This is a genomic window from Achromobacter sp. MFA1 R4 (assembly GCF_900156745.1).
Lineage (GTDB): Bacteria > Pseudomonadota > Gammaproteobacteria > Burkholderiales > Burkholderiaceae_B > Achromobacter.
The window spans coordinates 498,654-519,797 of record NZ_LT707065.1 but is presented as its reverse complement, the minus strand read 5'-3'; the positions used below and the strand labels follow the sequence as shown (position 1 = coordinate 519,797).

17 protein-coding genes are annotated in these 21,144 nt (G+C 65.5%); 9 read left to right on the top strand and 8 right to left on the bottom strand.

The features are described 5' to 3' along the window. The first annotated feature begins 4 nt into the window (after positions 1 to 4). Together carB and BXA00_RS02355 are read left to right on the top strand one after the other, a co-directional pair. Positions 5 to 3,244, top strand: coding sequence for a carbamoyl-phosphate synthase large subunit (gene carB, locus BXA00_RS02360; RefSeq protein WP_076515863.1), 3,240 nt, complete (start codon positions 5 to 7; stop codon positions 3,242 to 3,244). Positions 3,245 to 3,317: 73 nt separating this feature from the next. Then, positions 3,318 to 4,082, top strand: a complete 765-nt coding sequence (locus BXA00_RS02355; protein WP_076515861.1) for an SDR family oxidoreductase — start codon at positions 3,318 to 3,320, stop codon at positions 4,080 to 4,082. A 38-nt stretch (positions 4,083 to 4,120) separates the two neighbouring features. On the opposite strand, the gene BXA00_RS02350 is transcribed toward BXA00_RS02355, so the two are convergent. From BXA00_RS02350 to BXA00_RS02325, 6 genes are all read right to left on the bottom strand, one after another. After that, positions 4,121 to 4,765 (bottom strand): histidine phosphatase family protein, encoded by a 645-nt coding sequence (locus tag BXA00_RS02350; protein WP_076515859.1) that lies wholly within the window; start codon positions 4,763 to 4,765, stop codon positions 4,121 to 4,123. A 27-nt stretch (positions 4,766 to 4,792) separates the two neighbouring features. Further along, the gene (locus BXA00_RS02345; RefSeq protein ID WP_076515857.1) at positions 4,793 to 5,701 is read right to left on the bottom strand and encodes a LysR family transcriptional regulator; all 909 of its coding nucleotides are present in this window, start codon (positions 5,699 to 5,701) and stop codon (positions 4,793 to 4,795) included. Positions 5,702 to 5,716: 15 nt separating this feature from the next. Beyond that, positions 5,717 to 6,802, bottom strand: coding sequence for an ABC transporter ATP-binding protein (locus BXA00_RS02340; RefSeq protein WP_076515855.1), 1,086 nt, complete (start codon positions 6,800 to 6,802; stop codon positions 5,717 to 5,719). Beyond that, positions 6,799 to 8,511, bottom strand: a complete 1,713-nt coding sequence (locus BXA00_RS02335) for an iron ABC transporter permease (protein WP_076515853.1) — start codon at positions 8,509 to 8,511, stop codon at positions 6,799 to 6,801. The genes BXA00_RS02340 and BXA00_RS02335 overlap by 4 nt, the downstream gene beginning before the upstream one ends. Positions 8,512 to 8,596: 85 nt before the next feature. Further along, positions 8,597 to 9,922, bottom strand: coding sequence for an ABC transporter substrate-binding protein (locus BXA00_RS02330; RefSeq protein ID WP_076515851.1), 1,326 nt, complete (start codon positions 9,920 to 9,922; stop codon positions 8,597 to 8,599). Positions 9,923 to 10,037: 115 nt separating this feature from the next. Next, the gene (locus BXA00_RS02325; RefSeq protein WP_076515849.1) at positions 10,038 to 10,457 is read right to left on the bottom strand and encodes a FlxA-like family protein; all 420 of its coding nucleotides are present in this window, start codon (positions 10,455 to 10,457) and stop codon (positions 10,038 to 10,040) included. Between the two features lie 151 nt (positions 10,458 to 10,608). On the opposite strand from BXA00_RS02325, the gene BXA00_RS02320 reads away from it, so the two are divergent. Together BXA00_RS02320 and greA are read left to right on the top strand one after the other, a co-directional pair. Next, positions 10,609 to 11,919, top strand: a complete 1,311-nt coding sequence (locus BXA00_RS02320; protein WP_076515847.1) for a solute carrier family 23 protein — start codon at positions 10,609 to 10,611, stop codon at positions 11,917 to 11,919. 300 nt (positions 11,920 to 12,219) lie between these two features. Then, positions 12,220 to 12,696 carry a transcription elongation factor GreA gene (gene greA / locus BXA00_RS02315; protein WP_076515845.1) on the top strand — a complete coding sequence of 159 codons (477 nt, stop codon included), beginning with the start codon at positions 12,220 to 12,222 and terminating at the stop codon, positions 12,694 to 12,696. Between the two features lie 129 nt (positions 12,697 to 12,825). Here the strand turns inward: greA and BXA00_RS02310 are convergent, their stop codons facing one another. After that, on the bottom strand, positions 12,826 to 13,428 hold the full coding sequence (locus BXA00_RS02310) for a YhbY family RNA-binding protein (RefSeq protein ID WP_076515843.1): 603 nt from the start codon (positions 13,426 to 13,428) through the stop codon (positions 12,826 to 12,828). Between the two features lie 18 nt (positions 13,429 to 13,446). On the opposite strand from BXA00_RS02310, the gene BXA00_RS02305 reads away from it, so the two are divergent. From BXA00_RS02305 to BXA00_RS02285, 5 genes are all read left to right on the top strand, one after another. After that, positions 13,447 to 14,079, top strand: coding sequence for an RlmE family RNA methyltransferase (locus BXA00_RS02305; protein ID WP_076515841.1), 633 nt, complete (start codon positions 13,447 to 13,449; stop codon positions 14,077 to 14,079). A 223-nt stretch (positions 14,080 to 14,302) separates the two neighbouring features. Then, positions 14,303 to 16,189: an ATP-dependent zinc metalloprotease FtsH gene (gene ftsH, locus BXA00_RS02300; protein WP_076515839.1), complete on the top strand. Its 1,887-nt coding sequence runs from the start codon at positions 14,303 to 14,305 to the stop codon at positions 16,187 to 16,189. A gap of 18 nt (positions 16,190 to 16,207) precedes the next feature. After that, positions 16,208 to 17,053, top strand: a complete 846-nt coding sequence (folP, locus tag BXA00_RS02295) for a dihydropteroate synthase (RefSeq protein ID WP_076515838.1) — start codon at positions 16,208 to 16,210, stop codon at positions 17,051 to 17,053. After that, a complete protein-coding gene (gene glmM, locus BXA00_RS02290) occupies positions 17,050 to 18,393 on the top strand; it encodes a phosphoglucosamine mutase (protein WP_076515836.1) in 1,344 nt (447 codons plus the stop codon). Before folP ends, glmM begins: the two co-directional genes overlap by 4 nt. Positions 18,394 to 18,613: 220 nt before the next feature. Next, on the top strand, positions 18,614 to 19,420 hold the full coding sequence (locus tag BXA00_RS02285) for a GNAT family N-acetyltransferase (RefSeq protein WP_076515834.1): 807 nt from the start codon (positions 18,614 to 18,616) through the stop codon (positions 19,418 to 19,420). 152 nt (positions 19,421 to 19,572) lie between these two features. On the opposite strand, the gene ppx is transcribed toward BXA00_RS02285, so the two are convergent. Further along, entirely contained in the window at positions 19,573 to 21,060 is a 1,488-nt protein-coding gene (gene ppx / locus BXA00_RS02280) for an exopolyphosphatase (RefSeq protein WP_076515832.1), read from the bottom strand. Positions 21,061 to 21,144: the final 84 nt, after the last annotated feature.

Here is a 21,144-nt window from a genome sequence, read left to right as displayed (position 1 = left end):
CATCATGCCCAAGCGTACAGACCTAAAAAGCATTCTCATCATCGGCGCCGGCCCCATCATCATCGGGCAGGCCTGCGAATTCGACTACTCCGGCGCGCAGGCGTGCAAGGCGCTCAAGGCCGAGGGCTTCCGCACCATCCTGGTGAACAGCAACCCGGCCACGATCATGACGGACCCGGAAACGGCCGACGTCACCTACATCGAGCCCATCACCTGGCAAGCCGTCGAAAAGATCATCGAGCGTGAAAAACCCGATGCGCTCTTGCCCACCATGGGCGGCCAGACCGCGCTGAACTGCGCGCTGGACCTGGCCCACCACGGCGTGCTCAAAAAGCACAACGTGGAACTCATCGGCGCCAACGAGCACGCCATCGAAAAGGCCGAAGACCGCCAGAAGTTCAAGCAGGCCATGACCGACATCGGCCTGGAATCGGCCAAGTCGGGCGTCGCCCACAGCATGGACGAAGCCTGGGAAGTCCAGCGCCGCATCGCGGCTGAGGTCGGCACGTCCGGCTTCCCCGCCGTGATCCGCCCCAGCTTCACGATGGGCGGTTCGGGCGGCGGCATCGCCTACAACGCCGAAGAATTCGAAACCATCTGCCGCCGCGGCCTGGAAGCCTCGCCCACCAGCGAACTCCTGATCGAAGAGTCGCTCCTGGGCTGGAAGGAATTCGAGATGGAAGTGGTCCGCGACAAGGCGGACAACTGCATCATCGTCTGCTCCATCGAAAACCTGGACCCGATGGGCGTGCACACGGGCGACTCCATCACCGTGGCGCCGGCGCAAACGCTGACCGACAAGGAATACCAGATCATGCGTAACGCATCGATCGCGGTGTTGCGCGAGATCGGCGTGGATACGGGCGGCTCGAACGTGCAGTTCGCCGTCAATCCCAAGAACGGCCGCATGATCGTTATCGAGATGAACCCGCGCGTGTCGCGTTCGTCGGCGCTGGCGTCCAAGGCCACCGGCTTTCCCATCGCCAAGGTCGCCGCGCGCCTGGCCGTGGGCTACACGCTGGACGAGCTCAAGAACGAAATCACCGGCGGCGCCACGCCCGCCTCGTTCGAACCCTCGATCGACTACGTCGTCACCAAGGTGCCGCGTTTCGCGTTCGAAAAATTCCCCACCGCCGACGCGCGCCTGACCACCCAGATGAAGTCCGTGGGTGAAGTCATGGCCATCGGCCGCACCTTCCAGGAATCGTTCCAGAAGGCCCTGCGCGGCCTGGAAGTCGGCGTCGACGGCCTGAACCAGAAGACCACCGACCGCGAAAAGCTGCAGGTCGAGCTGGGCGAACCCGGTCCGGAACGCATCTGGTACGTGGGCGACGCCTTCGCACAAGGCTTCACGCTGGACGAAGTGCACAACATCACGCACATCGACCCGTGGTTCCTGTCGCAGATCAAGGAAATCGTCGACATCGAACTGGCGCTCGAGCAAAAGACGCTGGCCGACCTGGACTACGCCACGCTGTTTGAACTGAAGCGCCGCGGTTTCTCCGACCGCCGCCTGGCCTTCCTGCTGGATTCCTCGGAATCCGAAGTGCGCAAGCTGCGTCACCAGTTGAACGTGCGTCCGGTCTACAAGCGCGTGGACACCTGCGCCGCCGAATTCGCCACCCGCACTGCCTACATGTACTCCACGTACGAAGAAGAGTGCGAAGCCGCCCCCACCGATCGCAAGAAGATCGTGGTGCTGGGCGGCGGCCCGAACCGGATCGGCCAGGGCATCGAATTCGACTACTGCTGCGTGCATGCCGCGCTGGCGCTGCGCGACGACGGGTACGAGACCATCATGGTCAACTGCAACCCGGAAACCGTCTCCACCGACTACGACACGTCCGACCGTCTCTACTTCGAGCCGCTGACGCTCGAAGACGTGCTCGAAATCGTCCACAAGGAAAACCCGGTCGGCATGATCGTCCAGTACGGCGGCCAGACCCCGCTGAAGCTGGCGCGCGCCCTGGAAGCCAACGGCGTGCCCATCATCGGCACCAGCCCCGAATCCATCGACGTCGCCGAAGACCGCGAGCGCTTCCAGAAGCTGCTCAACAAGCTCGGCCTGCGCCAGCCGCCCAACCGCACCGCGCGCACCGAAGGCGAGGCCCTGGCCCACGCCGCCGAGATCGGCTATCCGCTGGTCGTGCGTCCCAGCTACGTGCTGGGCGGCCGCGCCATGGAAATCGTCCACGAGCAGCAAGACCTCGAACGCTACATGCGCGAGGCCGTGAAGGTCAGCAATGACTCGCCCGTGCTGCTGGACCGCTTCCTGAACAACGCCACCGAAGTCGACGTGGACTGCCTGTCCGACGGCGAAACCGTCTTCATCGGCGGCGTCATGGAACACATCGAGCAGGCCGGCGTGCACTCGGGCGACTCGGCGTGCAGCCTGCCGCCGTACTCGCTGTCGGCAGATGTCATCGCCGAGATCAAGCGCCAGACCACCATGATGGCCAAGGCCCTGAACGTCAGCGGCCTGATGAACGTGCAGTTCGCCATCCAGGGCGGCGACGTCTACGTGCTGGAAGTGAACCCGCGCGCCTCGCGCACGGTGCCCTACGTGTCCAAGGCCACCGGCCTGCAACTGGCCAAGATCGCCGCGCGCGCCATGGCCGGCCAGACCCTGGCCGCGCAAGGCATCACGAAGGAAGTCGTGCCGCCTTACTTCTCGGTCAAGGAAGCCGTGTTCCCGTTCGTGAAGTTCCCGGGCGTGGACACCATCCTCGGCCCGGAAATGAAGTCGACCGGCGAAGTGATGGGCGTGGGCATGAGCTTCGGCGAAGCCTTCGTCAAGTCGCAGCTGGCCGCCAGCGTGCGCCTGCCGGAATCCGGCACGGTGTTCATCAGCGTGAAGAACCAGGACAAGCCCCGCGCCGTCGAAGTGGCGCGCGGCCTGCACACCCTGGGCTTCAAGCTGGTTGCCACGCGCGGCACGGCCGCTGAGATCGAAGCCGCCGGCATCCCGGTGCAGGTGGTCAACAAGGTCAACGAAGGCCGTCCGCACATCGTCGACATGGTCAAGAACGGCGAGATCTCGCTGGTCATCAACACCGTCGAAGAGCGCCGCAACGCCATCGCCGACTCGCGCACCATCCGCACTCAGGCGCTGGCCGCCCGCGTGACCTTCTTCACCACTATCGCCGGCGCCCGCGCCGCGGTCGAAGGCATGCAATACCTGCGCCAGGGCCTCGGCCTGCAGGTCTACCCGCTGCAAGAGCTTCACGCTTCCCTGCACGGCTAAGCCGCAAGTCGACGTTAGGGCACGCGAGAGCGTGCCCTAATTCTTTGCAACGCCACAACCGCTTCGGGCAATCATGGACAGAGTCTTCATCACCGGGGCCAGCAGCGGCCTGGGACGCGCCCTGGCGCAGCAGTACGCGGCCTCGGGCGCGACGCTGGGCCTGTTGGGCCGGCGCGAGGACGCGCTGCGCGAACTGGCGGCAAGCCTGCCCGGCGCGCATCGCTGCTATGCCGTGGACGTGCGCGACCGCCAGGCCCTGCATGCCGCTGCGCAGGACTTCATCGGATTCTGTCAGGGCAGGGTGAATGTGGTCATCGCCAGCGCGGGCATCAGCGCGGGCACGCTCACGGACCACGGCGAGGACTTCGACGTCTTCAAGGCCATCGTGGACACCAACCTGTTGGCCACCGTGTCCACCTTCGAACCCTTCATCGCGCCGATGCGCGCGGCAGGTGCGGGCCGGCTCGTCGGCATCGCCAGCGTGGCCGGCGTGCGCGGGCTGCCGGGCGCGGGCGCCTACAGCGCCTCCAAGTCCGCCGTGGTGACCTATTGCGAAAGCCTGCGGCTGGAACTGGCTGCGCAAGGCATCCGTGTCGTGACGATCGCGCCCGGCTACATCAAGACGGCCATGACGGCCCACAACCCGTATTCCATGCCCTTCCTGATGGAAGCGGACGCCTTCGCCCAGCGCGCGCGGGCGGCGATCGACCGGGGCACGACCTACACGGTGATTCCATGGCAGATGGGCGTGGTCGCCAAGCTGATGCGCCTGCTGCCCGACGCCGTCTACGACCGGCTGGCGCGCAACGCGCCGCGCAAGCCGCGCAAGACGGGGTAGATCCGCCGGTGTCTGGCACCGGCACCGCGGTCAGTACCTCAAGGCACCACGTCGTCGCCCACTTCAGCGGCAATGTGCGTCACGTCGCCCCAGTCCAGCACTTCCCACTTGCGGCCTTCAACGCCGACCCGGTTGATGCTGACATTGAGCAGCGCCGCGTCGCGCGGCGCGTTCAGCGGCACGCCCGATGCGTGGCGCCAGATGATGTCGAGCACGCCGCCGTGGGTGAACAACAGGATCCGCTCGCCTTCGTGGCGGCTGGCGATATCGTCGACCGTGGAAATCACGCGCGACTGGAACTGACCCAGCGCTTCGCCGCCGTCCAGCGGCCGCAGTGGATCGCGGCTCTTCCAGGCCGCGGCGGCCTCGGGCGCCAGGACGTCGATGCGCTCGTGGTCCAGGCCTTCCAGCACGCCGAAGCCGCGTTCGCGGATGCCGGGCTCCACCCGCACGCGCAGGCCCAATTGCTCGGACACGGGCACGGCGGTCGCGTGCGCGCGTTGCAGGTCGCTGCTGTAGATGGCATGGATGGGCGTATGCCGGGCCTCTTCGCGCAGGCGCGCGGCCAGCAGGCTGGCCTGGTTGACGCCAAATTCGTTCAGGGGGATGTCTTGCCAGCCTTGCAGGCGCCGCTGGCGATTCCAGTCGGTTTCGCCGTGGCGGATGAACCAGATTTCAGTCATTGCAATACTTGTTGCGGGGATTGAGCCTCATGCCTGGGCGGACGCGATGGGCGCACGCGGCTTCCAGATGGCTTGAATGATCGAGCTTAACGCGACCAGCGCGGGCTCGCTAGCGCGTTCGTAGGGCAGCATGAAGCCCAGCACCGCGTCGACCCGCGCCTGGCCCCACACGATGAAGTCGCTGGAGGCCGCGCCCGCCAGCGCGGTTTCCTCGCGCAGCAGCGCGCAGCCGGCGCCCGCCCGCACCAACGCGTCCAGGTTGGCCTGGTCGTCGTTCTGCATCACCACGCGCGGCGACAGGCCGTGGCGTTCGAACATGTCGCGCAGCAACAGGTGGGTGTGGCTGCCGGAAGGTCCGTCCAGCCATGGCAACTGCGCCACCTCCCGCCAGCCGCCGCGCTTGAGCACGGCGGCATGTTCGGCGGGCATGGCAATGCGGTAGCGCACGCTGCGCAGCGGCTGCCACAGCACGCCGCGCGGCGCGTTGGCCGCGATGGTCAGCGCGGCCGGCAGCCGTCCGGTGCTGACCTGTTCCGCCAGCGCCGCGGCGGGCTGCGTCTGGGTCTTCAATTCCACCAGCGGCAGGCGCTGCGTGACCGCGGAAGCCAATTCCCCCAGTCGCAGGAAATCGGGCTTTTCACTGGGCACGCCCAGTTCCACGACGCCATGCAGATTGCCTTGCAACTGCTGGGCCTCGGACTTGAATTGCGCGCCCAGGACCAGCAACGATTCGGCCGTGGGCAGCAGCACTTCGCCCGCCTTGGCCAGCGCCAGCCGGCCGCCGCTGCGGTCGAACAGCGCCACGCCCAGGCTCTGCTCCAGCGCCTTGATCTGCGCGGTCACCGCGGGCTGCGTCAACGACAGCGCTTCGGCCGCCTTCGTCAGGTTGCCCAGCCGGGCGACCGTGACGAACGCGCGGATCTGATAGATTTCCATGGCGGGCAGTGTAGGTCAGGCCGCGAGCAGCCGCACCTGGGTGGGTTCCAGTCCGACCGACACCGGCGCCCCCGCCGGAAACGGCGACAGCCCGGCCAGGTGCGCCTGGTCCGCCGTCAATCGCTGTTCGCCTACCTGCACCTGATAGCGCGTGAACTCGCCCAGGAATTCGCTGCTTTCCACGATGCCCGGCAGCCACACGTAGCGCGCGTCGCCCAGCCCGTCCGCCATTTCGATCTGCACCGTGTGCGGCCGGAAACTCGCCGCCAGCCGCGAGGCCGCGGGCGCGTCGCCCGTCAGCGGCAGCTGCAGGTCGCCCACGCCGTCCACCGCCAGCGTCAGGCTGCTGCTGGTGCGCTCGCGCACGTTCCCCTCCAGCACATTCATCGTGCCCACGAAATTCGCCACGAAGCGGTTCACCGGGTAGTCGAACAGCGTGCTGGGCGCGCCGATCTGCTGCACCACGCCGTGGTCCAGCACCGCCATGCGGTCGGCCGTGGTCATGGCTTCTTCCTGGTCGTGCGTCACGAAGATCGTCGTGATGCCCAGGCGCCGTTGCAGGCTCAGCAGATCCTGGCGCATCTGCACGCGCAGTTTCTTGTCCAGGTTCGACAGCGGCTCGTCCAGCAGCAGCACCTGCGGTTCGATGACGATGGTGCGCGCCAGCGCTACGCGCTGCTGCTGCCCGCCCGACAATTGGTTGGGACGCCGCTTGGCGTACTGGGACAGGCCCACCAGGTCGAGCGCGGCCTCGACCTTGGCGCGGATCTCGGCGCGCGGCAGCTTGCGCTCGACCAGCCCGAACGCCACGTTGTCCCACACCGTCATGTGCGGCCACAGCGCGTAGTTCTGGAACACCATGCCGATGTTGCGATGCCAGGGCGGCGTGCCGCTGATGTCCTTGCCGTCCACCAGCAACTGGCCCGCATTGTGCCGGTTAAAGCCCGCGATCAGCCGCAGGAGCGTGGATTTTCCCGATCCGGATGGGCCGAGCAGCGCAAAGAACTCGCCCGGCTCGACGCTGATGCTGACGTCCTTGAGCACTTCGGTCTTGCCGTAGGAAAGCTGGATGTTGCGGCATTCAACGCTGACTTTCTTCATGCGGATTCCCCTTCATTGCGCGCCGGCCGCTGGCGCGCCGAGGCGCGATCCACCAGCAGGTGCGAGATGTATGTGCCGATGCCCACGGCGACCACCGCCAGCACGCCGAGCGCGGCGCCCGGCCCGCGGCCCGCGGCGCTCTGCATGTACAGATAGATGCCGTAGCTCATGGGCGCCTGGCTGTCTTTGGTGACGAGCATGATCGTGGCGGACAGCTCCACGGCGGCGGTGACGAAGCTGGTCACAAAGCCCGCCAGCATGCCGCCCGCCATCAGCGGCACGACCACGCGGCGGACGGTGCTCATGCGCGGCGCGCCCAGGGATTGGGCCGCTTCTTCGAGCGACACATGGATCTGCTGCAGCGCCGCCACGCACGAGCGCAGCGCATACGGCAGCCTGCGCACCGAGTACGCCAGCATGATGATGATCCACGACGAGGTCAGCAGGGTGCCCGTGCCCGGCAGTTCGATGCCGCGGAACGTGCGCAGAAAGCCGATGGCCAGCACGATGCCCGGTATCGCCAGCGCGGCGGACGCCAGGAAGTCCAGCCACTGGCGCGCGGGCAACCGGGTGCGCAGCATCAGGTAGGCAATGGCCGTGCCCACGATCACGTCGATGCCGGCCGCCAGGCCGCAGTACAGCAGCGTGTTGGCGATCATGCCCTGCGACTCGGAGAACACCGCCGCATAGTGCGCCAGCGTGTACCCGTCGGGCAGCGGGGCATAGCTCCAGACGCTGGCCAGCGACAGCAGCAGCACGCCGATGTGCGGCGACAGCACCAGCAGCAGCACCAGGATGATCCAGCCATACGCCAGCACGCTTTCCACCGGCCCCAGCTTGCGCTTCTGGATCGAATTGCCGCCCTTTTGCAAGGTGGAATAGTCGCGCCCCTTGAGCACCCGCGCCGACAGCCACAGCGCCAGGATCGAGAAGCCCACCATGATCACGCTGATCACATAGCCCAGCGGATCCTCCAGCCCGACCTGCGTGATGCGCAGGTACGCCTGCGGGGCCAGCATGTTGGTCGTGCCCAGCACCAGGGGCGTGCCCAGGTCGTCGAAGACCTTCACGAAGACCAGGGACGCGCCGGCCACGTAGCCGGGCAGGGCCAGCGGAAAGATCACGCGGCGGAACAGCCGGAACCCGCGCGAGCCCAGGTTGAACGCCGCTTCCTCCATCGCCCCGTCGATGTTGCGCAAGGCCACCACCAGGTTCATCAGGATGAACGGGAAATAGTGGATGGCTTCCACGAAGATGACGCCGTTCAGGCCCTCCATGAACGGGATCGTGAAGCCGAACCAGTCGTTGAGCAGCAGGTTCACGCTGCCCGAGCGGCCGAAGATGAGCTGCATCGCCACCGCGCCGACGAAGGGCGGCATGATGAGCGGCAGCACCCCGAGCGTCTGGATCAGCAGCGCCCCGCGAAAGTCGAAGCGCACCGTGAAGTACGCCAGCGGCACCGCGATCAGCGACGCCAGCAGCGCGGACCAGCCCGCCACGTACAGGCTGTTGAAGAACGCTTCCCGCATCAGCGGCTGGTTGAAGAAAGCCCCGAAGTGGCCGGTGGTGAAGCTGCCGTCGGCGTTGACGAAGGCGCTGTGAAACACCGTGCCCACGGGCACGAGCAGAAACAGCAGCAGAAAGCCCAACACCAGCAGCGCCGCCATGACGGGGCCGGCGGGCAGGCGCGAGTGGCCCGAATGATTCATCGAGATTCCCGAAATCGTTTGCCAGGAAAGCGGCGCGAAACGCGGCGGGCGGGTCACGCCCGCCCACCGCGCTCCACGCTGCCGATCAGAGCGCGGCGGCCTGCCGTGCGAGCTTTACGGCTTCTTCGTAGTTGGCGCGCGCGCGGCCATTCCACTCGCCTTCGAGCTGCGTGATCTGCTGGTTGACGGCGGCGTCCTTCTTGTTGCCGGCGAAGATCGCCAGGAAGGCGGGGTCGGCTGCCTTCTTGCTGTCGATCAGCGGCGCCCAGGCCAGCTTGCGCGCCTGGTCCAGCAGTTCGGCCGCCTTGCCGGTCTTGGCCTTGTCACCCAGCTTGGCCTCGGCTTCGTAGATGGCCTTGGTGGCCGCCTGCAATTCCTTCAGCCGGAACGTGACGGTCTGGTCATACAGGGACTGCACGACGTAATAGCGCGACTGCGACAGGTCGGCATCGAAATGCACCTTGCTGCGCTTGGCGATTTCCGCCGGATCGGGATAGCCCGGCGGGATCTTGCCGGCCAGCGCCGAATACGGCAGCACCGGCAGGCGCGAGATCTTCGGCTCCAGCAGCAGCTCCTGGCCGGCCTGGCTCAGGGTGAAGGCGATGAACTTCTTGCCTTCCTCGGTGTTCTTCGCGCCCTCGATCAGCGCAATATTGGCCGGGACGATGGCCGTCTCGGACGGGTAGACGAACTCGACCGGGAACTTGGAATACTTGCTCGACAGGCCAAAAAAGTCGATCACCGGGCCCGCGCCGAACTGGCCGTTGTTCACGCCGTCGGGCACGCCGAAAGACCGCTCGGTCACGGCGCTGCTGTTGCCGGACATGCGCAGCAGCGTGCGCCAGCCCTCATCCCAGCCTTCGCCCTGCAGGATGGTCTCGACCGTCAGGTGCATCGTGCCCGAGCGCGACGGCGAGGTGATGCCGACGTGGCCGAACCACTTTGGCGACAGCAGATCCTTCCATTCGGCGGGCGCCGGGATCTTGTGCGCCGCGATGTAGCGGGTGTTGTAGATGATGCCGTAGCCCGCCAGCGCCTGGCCCAGGTACATGCCGCCCGGGTCGTTGATGGGGTAGCTGCCGATCTTGTCCGGCACGTCCTTGTTCGCCACGTCGGCCGACCTGGCCAGCAGCTTGTCGCGGCCCAGCACTTCGAACGCATCCGGCGCGCTGGCCCAGAACACCTCGGGGCGCTGCCCGGCCGGCGTTTCGCGCACGTACGCAATGCCCGACACGGTGTTCTTGTTCAGGATTTCCAGGGTGATGCCCGGGTTGGCTTTCTCGAACGCGGTCTTGTAGGCCTGGGTCAGATCCTTGGGGAACGACGTGATCACCGTGACGGTGCCGGCCAGGGCCGGCGCCGTGCAGGCGGCCAGCAGCGCCCCGGCCAGGGCTGTGCGCATAGCGTGCATGGTTTGTCTCCGTGGTTTTAGATTTGTCTGGAGACAGTACCGGCTGGTCCCACCAGCGTCCAATCAGAAATTTTGATGCGCGCCATCAGGGATGGCGCCGCCGTGCGGGTCCCGGTCAGGCAGTGGCGGACACGCCGCCCTGGGCCGCGCGCGCCTGCTGCGCCAGGACCTTCGTGATCTGGCCCTGGATCTGCACCGCCTGGGCATTGAGCGCCATGACCTGCTGCGCCTTCATCTCGGCCGACATGCCGCTCGCCTGGACCTTGGCGATCTGATCCATGATGCGTTTGAGCTGCTTCTGCAACTCCTTGATCTGGCGGGTGTATTCGTCTTCGTTGTCGGTTTCTTCGGTCGCCTGCGCGTTGGCGACCTTGGCGGCGCCCGGGTTGTTGACGCGGATCTTGCCCTCATCGGTCACGGACACGGCGTCCTGGCCGGACGCGTTCTTGGCTTCCTTGTTGGCCTGGATCTTCTCGGCCCACAGGTCGGCAAGGCTGCCGATCCGGGACGTGCCGCTGATGCTGTTGATCGCCATGACTGCTCCTGTTGCGTCGGGATTTCGGGTTTTCCATTAATACGGCAACCGGAGCCCGAAACTTAAACGTTGCCCGGTCTCGATGGCCCCCTTTACACTGGCGCCCGCTCGCAGTCCGAAACCCTAATCCGTACCATCCCCCGGGGAATCCATGTCCAATTCCTACTTTCCGCGCTGGCGCCTGGCAGATGATGCCGAGCCCGGCGTCATCATCGCGCCCGACGAACGGCTTTCCTGGCCCAAGAACGTGGCCATGGGCGCCCAGCACGTCGTCGCGATGTTCGGTTCGACCGTCCTGGCGCCGTTGCTCATGGGATTCGACCCCAACGTCGCGATCCTCATGTCGGGCATTGGCACGCTGATCTTCTTTCTCTTCGTCGGCGGTCGCGTGCCCAGCTACCTGGGTTCCAGCTTCGCGTTCATCGGCGGCGTCATCGCGGTGACCGGCTACGCCGGCGCGGGGGCGAATGCCAATATCGGGGTGGCCCTGGGCGCGATCATCGCCTGCGGCCTGGCCTATACGCTGATCGGGGTGATCGTCTGGATCGTCAACGCCCGCGCGGGCGGCGGCGCCAACTGGATCGACACCCTCATGCCCCCCGTCGTGACGGGCGCGGTCGTCGCCGTCATCGGCCTGAATCTCGCGCCCATCGCCGCCAAGGGCGCCATGGGCGCCTCGGGCTTTGACAGTGTCATGGCGATCGTGACGATCGTGTGCGTCGGCGGCATTGCCGTCTATACGCGCGGCATGGTGCAACGCCTGCTGATCCTCGTCGGCCTGATCCTCGCCTGCGTCGTGTACGCGGTCCTGGCCAATGGGCTGGGTCTGGGCAAGCCCATCGACTTCTCGGCAGTTTCCGCGGCCGCGTGGTTCGGCCTGCCGAAATTTTCCGCGCCGGTTTTCAAGGCCGAGGCCATGGGCCTGATCGTGCCGGTCGCCATCATCCTGGTGGCCGAAAACCTGGGCCACGTCAAAGCCGTCAGCGCCATGACGGGACAGGACCTGGACCGTTACCTGGGCCGGGCGTTCGTCGGCGACGGCGTCGCCACGATGGTCTCGGGCGCGGTGGGCGGCACGGGCGTCACCACGTACGCCGAGAACATCGGCGTGATGGCCGTCACGCGCATCTACTCCACGCTGGTCTTCGTGATTGCGGCCCTGATCGCCATCGTCCTGGGCTTCTCGCCCAAGTTTGGCGCGCTCATCCAGACGATTCCCGGGCCCGTGCTGGGCGGCATGTCGGTCGTCGTGTTCGGCCTGATCGCCATCGCCGGGGCCCGCATCTGGGTGGTCAACCAGGTCGATTTCACCGACAACCGCAACCTCATCGTGGCCGCGGTCACCCTGGTGCTGGGCGCGGGAGACTTCACCGTCAAGCTGGGCGACTTCACGCTGGGCGGCATCGGCACCGCCACCTTTGGCGCCATCATCCTGTACGCGCTCCTGCGCCGCAAGACGTAGCGGCGCGCAAGCCCCGGGTTTTCGCCGCTTCGCTTTCGCGTGACCAAATAACGGGTTTACGCGGGTTACAGCGGTGAAATCCGCCGAAAAGGCCGTTTTCTCCGGTGGCTTGCAATTCCCGTTGAGTTTGACCACAATAGGGTCTTGATTGCCCCGGTTCCGACCCGAGCCGGGGTTTTGTTTTGGTCGCCCGCGCCGCTTGCCCGTTGTTCACGTATCAGACGGCACGCGCGCCGGTCCTGCGACCTTCACCGAGAACGCTCCTTCGGGGCGTTTTTCTACTTTTGTTTGGGAAACGACATGTCTGCCATTCCTTTGACCGTGCGCGGGGCCGAGCGCTTGCAAGAAGAGCTCCAGCGGCTGAAAACCGTGGAACGTCCTGCCGTGATTAACGCAATCGCCGAAGCTCGCGCGCAGGGTGATCTGTCGGAAAATGCCGAATACGACGCAGCTCGCGAGCGCCAGGGTTTTATCGAGGGCCGGATTGCCGAGCTTGAAGGCACGCTTTCCAATGCCCACATCATCGATCCGTCGGCGCTAGAGGCCGAAGGCCGCGCTGTGTTTGGCGCGACCGTCGACATCGAAGACCTGGATTCGGGCGACCGCGTCACCTACCAGATCGTCGGCGACGTCGAGGCCGATATCAAGTCGAACCTGATTTCCGTGTCCAGCCCCGTGGCGCGCGCACTGATCGGAAAGAGCGAAGGCGACGTCGTCGAGGTCATGGCCCCGGCTGGCGTGCGCGAATATGAAGTCCTGGGCGTGCGTTACATCTGACGCAAACGTCACTAGCAGTAAAAAGTCAAACCACCTAGGCCCGGACGCAACGTTCGTCTGAATTCCGCGGTACATTGCGGATCGCTATGGTGGACCGGGCGCGCGTAGCGCCCGTTTTTGTGCCTGGATCTACCTTTTGGGCGTCCTGCGGCTGGTGCCGCTGCGAGCGCCGGCGCGCAGGCTGAGCGCGCTGCCAGTACGGCGCGGAATGCCGGAGCCTGCGGCAGCGGGGCGCTTGTTGGAGGGGCGCATGGGCTTGCCCTTCTTGTTGAGTTCGTCCTGGGGGACGTAACGCTTCTTGGCGGGCTGGGGCTCTTCGGTTTCGGAGCGGCGCGGACGCTTGGCAAGGGTGCGGCCCTCTGCGGCCAGCTTCTTGGGCGTGTACGGCTCCGAAGCGCGGCGCTTGGGCGCCGGCTGGGGTTCCTGGGCGGCCAGCGCGGCGGGCTTGATGTTGCCAGGCAGCGGACGGAACAGAATCAGGGTCTTGCCCAAGTGATGCACGGGGGCGCAGGACAGCGTGTCGCAGATCGTCGCCAGCATGGCGTCGCGGGCTTCACGGTCGTCGCCGCCGGCGCGCACCTTGATCAGGCCATGCGAAGTCAGCGCCAGGTCGATTTCCTTGAGCACGGCGTCGGTCAGGCCGTTGTCGCCGATCAGGACGACAGGGCGCAGAGGGTGAGCGGCGGACCGCAGGTCGCTGCGCTCACGAGAGGTAAGTTCTAATATAGGCATGCGTGGAATTGTACGGTAATGGCCAAGAATAAATTCTCTAAAGACTGGATTCACCAGCACATCAACGATCCCTATGTGAAGCTGGCGCAACAGAAGGGCTACCGCGCCCGCGCCGCCTTCAAACTGATCGAGATTCTCGACACCGAAAAGCTGATGCGCCGGGGGGATCTGGTCGTCGACCTGGGGTCCGCCCCGGGCAGCTGGTCGCAGGTGGCGCGCGAACGGCTCGCGGGGCCAGGCGGCGTCGTGGACGGCCGCATCATCGCGCTGGACATCCTGCCGATGGAGCCGGTGGCGGGGGTGGAATTCATCCAGGGCGACTTCCGCGAAGAAGAAGTTCTGAAACAATTGGAAGACATGGTCGGATCCCGCGCGGTGGACCTTGTTATTTCCGACATGGCCCCCAACTTGTCAGGCGTGGGTATTGCCGATTCCGCGCGCATCCAGCATGTTTGCGAACTGGCAATGGAATTTTCCTGCGCCCATTTGAAGCCCAACGGGGCGCTGATCGTCAAGGCTTTCCATGGCACCGGTTTTTCGCAGATCGTGGAATCCTTCAAGAAGCGCTTCAAGCGGGTGGTCGAACGCAAACCGAAGGCGTCTCGGGATAAATCCTCAGAAACCTTTCTGGTGGCGCGCGATCTGAAGTAACAACATCCGCATTCCACATCCGGGGCGCGCGCCCCGGCCAAGAAAACTCCGTCCCGCCGAGACAACGACCAGAAAACTCAAGAATCAAATGTAATTAAATGGGCCCCACGGCTGCCAGGACGCAACCTCGTCCGTCAGGGTAGAATGGGCTATTGACATACTTGTGACTGTGCCATACGCGGGTGCACAGTCGCCGGTCGGAATCGAAAGCAGGAGATCGACCTTGAACAATTCATTTTCCAAAGTCGCTGTCTGGATGGTGATAGCCCTGGTGCTGTTCACCGTCTTCAAACAGTTCGACGGACGCGCCCAGACGCAGGACGGCGTGACCTACACCCAGTTCATGGACGACGCCAAGGCGGGACGTATCCGCAAGGTCGACGTCCAGGGTGATGTGCTGTACGTCACGCCTGACGCGGGTCGCGCCTACACGCTGACTTCCCCCGGCGATCTCTGGATGGTCTCCGATCTGCTGAAGTACGGCGTGCAGGTCTCGGGCAAGCCGCGTGAAGAGCAGTCGCTCCTGATGAGCATCTTCGTGTCGTGGTTCCCCATGCTGCTCCTGATCGGCGTCTGGGTGTTCTTCATGCGCCAGATGCAGGGCGGGGGCAGGGGCGGCGCATTCAGCTTCGGCAAGTCGCGCGCCCGGATGCTCGACGAGAACACCAACCAGATCACCTTCGCCGACGTCGCGGGCTGCGACGAAGCCAAGGAAGACGTCCAGGAACTGGTCGACTTCCTGCGCGACCCCAGCAAGTTCCAGAAGCTGGGCGGCCGCATTCCGCGCGGCGTGCTGATGGTGGGCTCGCCCGGTACCGGCAAGACGCTGCTGGCCAAGGCCATCGCCGGCGAAGCCAAGGTGCCGTTCTTCAGCATCTCCGGCTCGGACTTCGTTGAAATGTTCGTCGGCGTGGGCGCGGCCCGTGTCCGCGACATGTTCGAAAACGCCAAGAAGCACGCCCCCTGCATCATCTTCATCGACGAAATCGATGCGGTCGGCCGCCAGCGCGGTGCCGGCCTGGGCGGCGGCAACGACGAACGCGAACAGACCCTGAACCAGATGCTGGTTGAAATGGACGGCTTCGAATCCGGCCAGGGCGTCATCGTGATCGCTGCGACCAACCGTCCCGACGTGCTGGATCCGGCGCTGCTGCGTCCGGGCCGCTTCGACCGCCAAGTGGTCGTGCCGCTGCCCGATATCCGCGGCCGCGAGCAGATCCTGAAGGTCCACATGCGCAAGGTGCCGCTGTCGCCCAACGTCGACGCGACCATCCTGGCGCGCGGTTGCCCGGGCTTCTCCGGCGCTGACCTCGCCAACCTGGTCAACGAAGCCGCGCTGTTCGCCGCGCGCCGCAACGGCCGCACGGTGGATATGTCCGACTTCGAAAAGGCGAAGGACAAGATCATCATGGGCGCGGAACGCCGCTCCATCGTGATGCCCGAAGAAGAACGCAAGAACACCGCGTACCACGAATCCGGCCACGCGATCGTCGCGCGCATGCTGCCCAAGACCGATCCGGTCCACAAGGTCACCATCATCCCGCGCGGCCGCGCGCTGGGCGTGACGATGCAGTTGCCGGAAACCGACCGCTACAGCATGGACAAGGGCCGTCTGCTGTCCACGATCGCCGTGCTGTTCGGCGGTCGCATCGCCGAAGAGATCTTCATGGACCAGATGACGACGGGCGCCTCGAACGACTTCGAACGCGCCACCGCCATCGCCCGCGACATCGTCACGCGCTACGGCATGACCGACGAACTGGGCCCCATGGTCTACGCCGAGAACGAAGGCGAAGTCTTCCTGGGCCGCAGCGTCACCAAGACCACGCACATGTCGGAAGCCACCATGCAGAAGGTGGACACCGAGATCCGCCGCATCATCGATGAGCAGTACGGTGTTGCGCGCAAGATCCTGGAAGACAATCGCGACAAGGTCGAAGTCATGACTTCCGCGCTGCTCGAATGGGAAACCATCGACGCCGACCAGATCAACGACATCATGGAAGGCCGCCCGCCGCGTCCTCCGAAGACGCCGCAAGGCCCGTCGGACACGTCCGACACGCCGCCGACCGGCCTGGCTGCAGGTGGTAACACGGCAGCCGCAGTCTGAGGTTCGTCGTTCTGGTTTATGGCAAATAACTTCCTTTGCGGGCGCTTCGAGTTCGAACTCGAGCGCCCGCTTGTCATGGGCATCGTCAATGTCACACCGGATTCGTTTTCCGATGGCGGCCAGCACGACGATACCGATTCCGCCGTGGCGCATGCGCGCCAGTTGATCAGCGAAGGCGCCCAGATCCTGGATCTGGGGGGCGAATCCACCCGGCCGGGGGCCGACCCCGTTTCTGTCGCCGATGAATTGGACCGCCTGCTGCCGGTCGTGGAGGCATTGCGCGACTGCGGCGTGCCGCTGTCCATCGACACCTTCAAGCCCGAAGTCATGCGGGCAACGCTGGATGCCGGCGCGGACATGATCAATGACATCTACGGCTTCAGGCAGCCCGGCGCGATCGAGGCCGTGTCGCAATCGCGCTGCGGCCTGTGTGTCATGCACATGAAGGGCGAGCCCCGCACCATGCAGGCCTCGCCGCCCGAGTACACCGACCTGATCGGTGAAATCGGCCTGTTCCTGGGGGCGCGCGCGCAAAAGCTGCGCGCGGCCTGGATCGATCCTCGCCGCATCGTGCTGGACCCGGGCTTCGGGTTCGGCAAGACGGCAGACCAGAACTTTCAACTGCTGCGCCGGCTGTCCAGCCTGCGCAGCACCGGTTATCCATTGCTGATCGGCCTGTCGCGCAAGAACATGATCGGCCAGGCCACCGGCCGGCCCGTCGGCGACCGGCTGCCCGGCAGCATTGCCGCCGCGCTTGCCTGCGTCGCGCGTGGCGCCTCCATCGTGCGCGTGCACGATGTTGCGGCCACGGTGGATGCGCTTAAGGTATGGCAGGCGGCTGAACAAGGAGCAATCAGTTCATGATTCGACGTAAATATTTCGGTACCGATGGCGTGCGCGGCGAAGTCGGCGGCCCGGTGATCAACGCCGAGTTCGCGCTGCGGTTGGGCTACGCGGCTGGCCGCGTGCTGGCGCGCGAGCACGCCGTGCGTGGCGCGAGCCGTCCCCAGGTCGTCATCGGCAAGGACACTCGCATTTCCGGCTACATGCTGGAATCCGCCCTGGAAGCGGGCCTGTCCGCCGCCGGCATCGACGTGCTGCTGGCCGGCCCGATCCCCACGCCTGCCGTGGCGTACCTGACGCGCGCCCTGCGCCTGGTGGCCGGCATCGTGATCAGCGCATCGCATAATCCCTACCAGGACAACGGCATCAAGTTCTTCTCGGCGCAGGGCATGAAGCTGCCCGACGACATCGAGGCCGACATCGAGGCCGCGCTGGACGAACCCCTGGGTTGCGTCAGCTCGGAAGGACTGGGGCGCGCGCGCCGCATGGGCGACGCCCAGGGCCGTTACATCGAGTTCTGCAAGAGCACGTTCCCCAACGACCTGGACCTGAACGGCATGACGATCGTGGTCGACGCCGCCCACGGCGCCGCCTACAACATCGCCCCGCACGTCTTCCGCGAACTGGGCGCCGAGGTCCACGCGATCGGCGTGCATCCCGACGGCTTCAACATCAACAAGGGCGTGGGCGCGCTGCACCCGGAACTGCTGGCCAAGGAAGTGAAGGCCCGTGGCGCCCAGCTGGGCATCGCGCTGGACGGCGACGCCGACCGCCTGCAGATGGTGGACGGCGAGGGCCGCATCTACAACGGCGACGAGCTCATGTACGCCATCGTGCGCGAGCGCATGCAGCGCGGCAAGGTCGAAGGCGTGGTTGGCACCCTGATGACCAACTTCGGCTTCGAGCGCGAAATGAAGCGCCTGGGCGTGGGTTTTGACCGCGCCAACGTGGGCGACCGCTACGTGCTGGAACAGATGCAGTCCCGCGGCTGGCTGTACGGCGGCGAAAGCTCCGGCCACCTGCTGTGCCTGGACTGCCACTCCACCGGCGACGGCATCGTGGCCGCCCTGCAGGTGCTGACGGCGCTGCGCCGCAATTCGGTCAAGCTGGCCGACTGGGTCAGCGACCTGCGCATGTATCCGCAGAAGATGATCAACGTGCCGCTGACGCCGGGCCTGGACTGGAAGACCCACGCCGGCCTGACCGCGGCGCGCCAGTCCGTCGAAGCCGAACTGGATGGCCGGGGCCGGATCCTGATCCGCGCATCGGGCACCGAACCCAAGCTGCGCCTCATGGTGGAAGCCGAGGATGAGGCCCTGGCGAACGTTTCCGCGGAGAAGCTTGCGGCAAGCCTGGGGTAAACCCTGAGTTTTCGTTTTAATATGTGGGCCACGCGTCGTTAACGATGCGTGGCCTTCGTTTTTTGGCGGTGTCCAGAATTTGTTTGTTGAGACGGGCTTGCGTCGGCGGAATTAGAAAAATTTCCGGTCCGCCCTAAGCTTCATAGTCACGTAACATATCGGTCAAGTCTTTGACATACAGGGCGTCCACACTGGCTGGACTCTCTAGGAGCTTCGCGCAATGCTGGAACTAGCACGCATCAATCCGAGCCGTAATGCCGCAGAACCCTGGACGGGGGGCGCCCCGAAGGTCCTGGCGGTCGGCCTGGCGCGCACCACGGAAGAGATAGAGCAGATACAACGTCTGCGCTATGACGTCTTCACCGAGGATATGGGCGCGGTCTTCCCGGACGCGCACGATGGCATCGAACAGGACCGCTTCGATCCCTTTTGCGAACATCTCATGGTCCGGGAAATCGACACCGACCGGGTCGTCGGCACCTACCGGATCCTGACCCCGGAAAAAGCGCGCGAAGCGGGCGGCTATTACTCGCAGTCCGAGTTCGACCTGTCCGGCCTGGGCGCCATCCGCGACGAAATCGTCGAGGTCGGCCGCTCGTGCACGCACGCGGACTACCGCGGGGGCGCGGTCATCATGTTGCTGTGGTCCGGCCTGGCCGAATACCTGCGCCGCGGCGGCCACGAATACGTGCTCGGTTGCGCCAGCGTGAGCCTGCGCGACGACGGCGTCACGGCGGCCGAAGTGTGGCGCACCGTGGCCAAGTACATGCCGCAAGGCGACGATCCGCGCGTCACGCCCTTGCACCGTTACCCCGTCGAAAAGCTCAACAGCACCTTGCCGGCGCGGGTTCCGCCCTTGATCAAGGGCTACCTGAAGCTGGGCGCCAAGGTCTGCGGCGAACCGGCATGGGATCCGGACTTCAATGCCGCGGATTTCCCGGTGCTCTTGAAGATGGAGCGCATGGACGAGCGCTACCGCCGCCACTTCGGCCTGGACCAGCCGGTCGTCGTGAATACCCAGCGTTAGAGCCAGAGACCATGCGCCGCCTATTCCGCCGGATGACGATCAGACTGATACGGCGGGCCACCCGGCCGCTGCGCATGGAACTGCGGCGACTCGATCGCGAAACCGATCTGTCGCCCTTTTGAACGGCCGGGCGGCCGCGCCGCCCCGGCCTTTCAGAACTCCAGCAGTTCGAACGAAAACCCGACCTTGTTCCACTCGGCTTCTTCCGCGCGCAGCGTGAAGTCGCTCAAGGGGTGTTCGGCCAGCCATTCGCGGTTGACCCGCACCACGATGGAGTTGTCGCGCACCGAGGCCGTCAGCGGCAGGGGCTCGATTTCGCCACGGCGGCGGAACAGCAGCACGGCCAGGCGCAGCGCAAGAATGGCTTTCCATTGCGGGCGCGTGCGCACCAGCGGCTCCACCTTGCCGAGCTTGCCCTGGTGTCCCAGCGCCAGCAGGGCCAGCAATTGCTGGTCGGCGCGCGAAAAACCCGGCATGTCGGCGTTTTCCAGCACGTAGGCAGTGTGCTTGTGATACGCGTTGTGGGCGATCGACAGGCCCACTTCGTGCAGGTCGGCCGCCCACCCCAGCGCGGGCCGCAGTTCGGCACGCTCCGGGCCCTCGGGGAACATCGCGTCGAACAGGTTCAGGGCGGCGTTGCGCACGCGGCGCGCCTGGTTCACATCGACGTGGTAACGCTTCATGAACTGGCGCACCGATTCATCGCGCTTGTCGTGTTCGTCGTCGCGGCCCAGCAGGTCGTACAGCACGCCCAGGCGCAGTGCGCCGTCGCCCGTGTGCATGACGTCGATGCCCAGTTCGTCAAAGAGCGCGCTCATGATGGCCAGGCCGCCAGGCAGCACGTCGGCCCGCTCGATCTTGATGCCGGGCAGTTCGGACGGAATGACGCGGCCCGAACGCACGATGCGGTCCTTCAGCTTGGTCAGGCCCGCCCGCGTTATGCCGCGGTCGGAATAGCCGCCCTCGGTCAGGATGGCAAACAGCGCCTTGGCGGTGCCCGACGAGCCATAAGCCTCTTTCCAGCCCGTCTTGCGGTATTGCTTGGAGATGACTTCGATTTCGCGGCGGGCGGCCAGTTCGGCCTGCTTCATCTGGTGCGCGTCCACCACGCCGTCCGAAAAGAACTGGCGGCTGTAGCTGACGCAGCCCATGTAAAGCGAGGACATCAGGCCCGGTTCATGGCTCTTGCCGATGATGACTTCGGTGGAACCGCCGCCGATGTCGATGACCAGGCGCTTGTTGGGGGAGGGGGGCAGGGTGTGAACGACGCCCGTGAAGATCAGGCGTGCCTCTTCGCGTCCGGCAATGACTTCGATCGGGAAGCCCAGTGCGGCTTCCGCCCGGGGCAGGAAATCGCGGGTGTTGCGGGCGACGCGGAACGTGTTGGTCGCCACCGCGCGAACGCGGTTGGGATGGAAACTGCGCAGTCGTTCGCCGAACCGCTCCAGGACGGCGATGGCGCGGTCGATGGCGTCGTCGCCAAGCCGCTTGTCCGCGTCCAGGCCAGCGGCGAGTCGGACGGTTTCCTTGAGGCGGTCGATTTGATAGATCTGGGGCGTACCGTCCTGCTGAACGATGCGTCCGATGGAAAGGCGAAAGCTGTTGGACCCGAGGTCCACCGCGGCCAGAAGTTGATCCATGCGGCTCGTAAATATTGGCTGTAAGGTGGACCGATTATAGAGATCCCATGTGACAACGCCTTCGGTTCAGCGTTTTCGCTTACG

Bases quoted from the DNA above. Each gene is read 5' to 3' on its own strand.
- carB (WP_076515863.1), top strand. From the start codon at position 5: ATGCCCAAGCGTACAGACCTAAAAAGCATTCTCATCATCGGCGCCGGC.
- BXA00_RS02355 (WP_076515861.1), top strand. From the start codon at position 3,318: ATGGACAGAGTCTTCATCACCGGGGCCAGCAGCGGCCTGGGACGCGCC.
- BXA00_RS02350 (WP_076515859.1), bottom strand. From the start codon at position 4,765: ATGACTGAAATCTGGTTCATCCGCCACGGCGAAACCGACTGGAATCGC.
- BXA00_RS02345 (WP_076515857.1), bottom strand. From the start codon at position 5,701: ATGGAAATCTATCAGATCCGCGCGTTCGTCACGGTCGCCCGGCTGGGC.
- BXA00_RS02340 (WP_076515855.1), bottom strand. From the start codon at position 6,802: ATGAAGAAAGTCAGCGTTGAATGCCGCAACATCCAGCTTTCCTACGGC.
- BXA00_RS02335 (WP_076515853.1), bottom strand. From the start codon at position 8,511: ATGAATCATTCGGGCCACTCGCGCCTGCCCGCCGGCCCCGTCATGGCG.
- BXA00_RS02330 (WP_076515851.1), bottom strand. From the start codon at position 9,922: ATGCACGCTATGCGCACAGCCCTGGCCGGGGCGCTGCTGGCCGCCTGC.
- BXA00_RS02325 (WP_076515849.1), bottom strand. From the start codon at position 10,457: ATGGCGATCAACAGCATCAGCGGCACGTCCCGGATCGGCAGCCTTGCC.
- BXA00_RS02320 (WP_076515847.1), top strand. From the start codon at position 10,609: ATGTCCAATTCCTACTTTCCGCGCTGGCGCCTGGCAGATGATGCCGAG.
- greA (WP_076515845.1), top strand. From the start codon at position 12,220: ATGTCTGCCATTCCTTTGACCGTGCGCGGGGCCGAGCGCTTGCAAGAA.
- BXA00_RS02310 (WP_076515843.1), bottom strand. From the start codon at position 13,428: ATGCCTATATTAGAACTTACCTCTCGTGAGCGCAGCGACCTGCGGTCC.
- BXA00_RS02305 (WP_076515841.1), top strand. From the start codon at position 13,447: ATGGCCAAGAATAAATTCTCTAAAGACTGGATTCACCAGCACATCAAC.
- folP (WP_076515838.1), top strand. From the start codon at position 16,208: ATGGCAAATAACTTCCTTTGCGGGCGCTTCGAGTTCGAACTCGAGCGC.
- glmM (WP_076515836.1), top strand. From the start codon at position 17,050: ATGATTCGACGTAAATATTTCGGTACCGATGGCGTGCGCGGCGAAGTC.
- BXA00_RS02285 (WP_076515834.1), top strand. From the start codon at position 18,614: ATGCTGGAACTAGCACGCATCAATCCGAGCCGTAATGCCGCAGAACCC.
- ppx (WP_076515832.1), bottom strand. From the start codon at position 21,060: ATGGATCAACTTCTGGCCGCGGTGGACCTCGGGTCCAACAGCTTTCGC.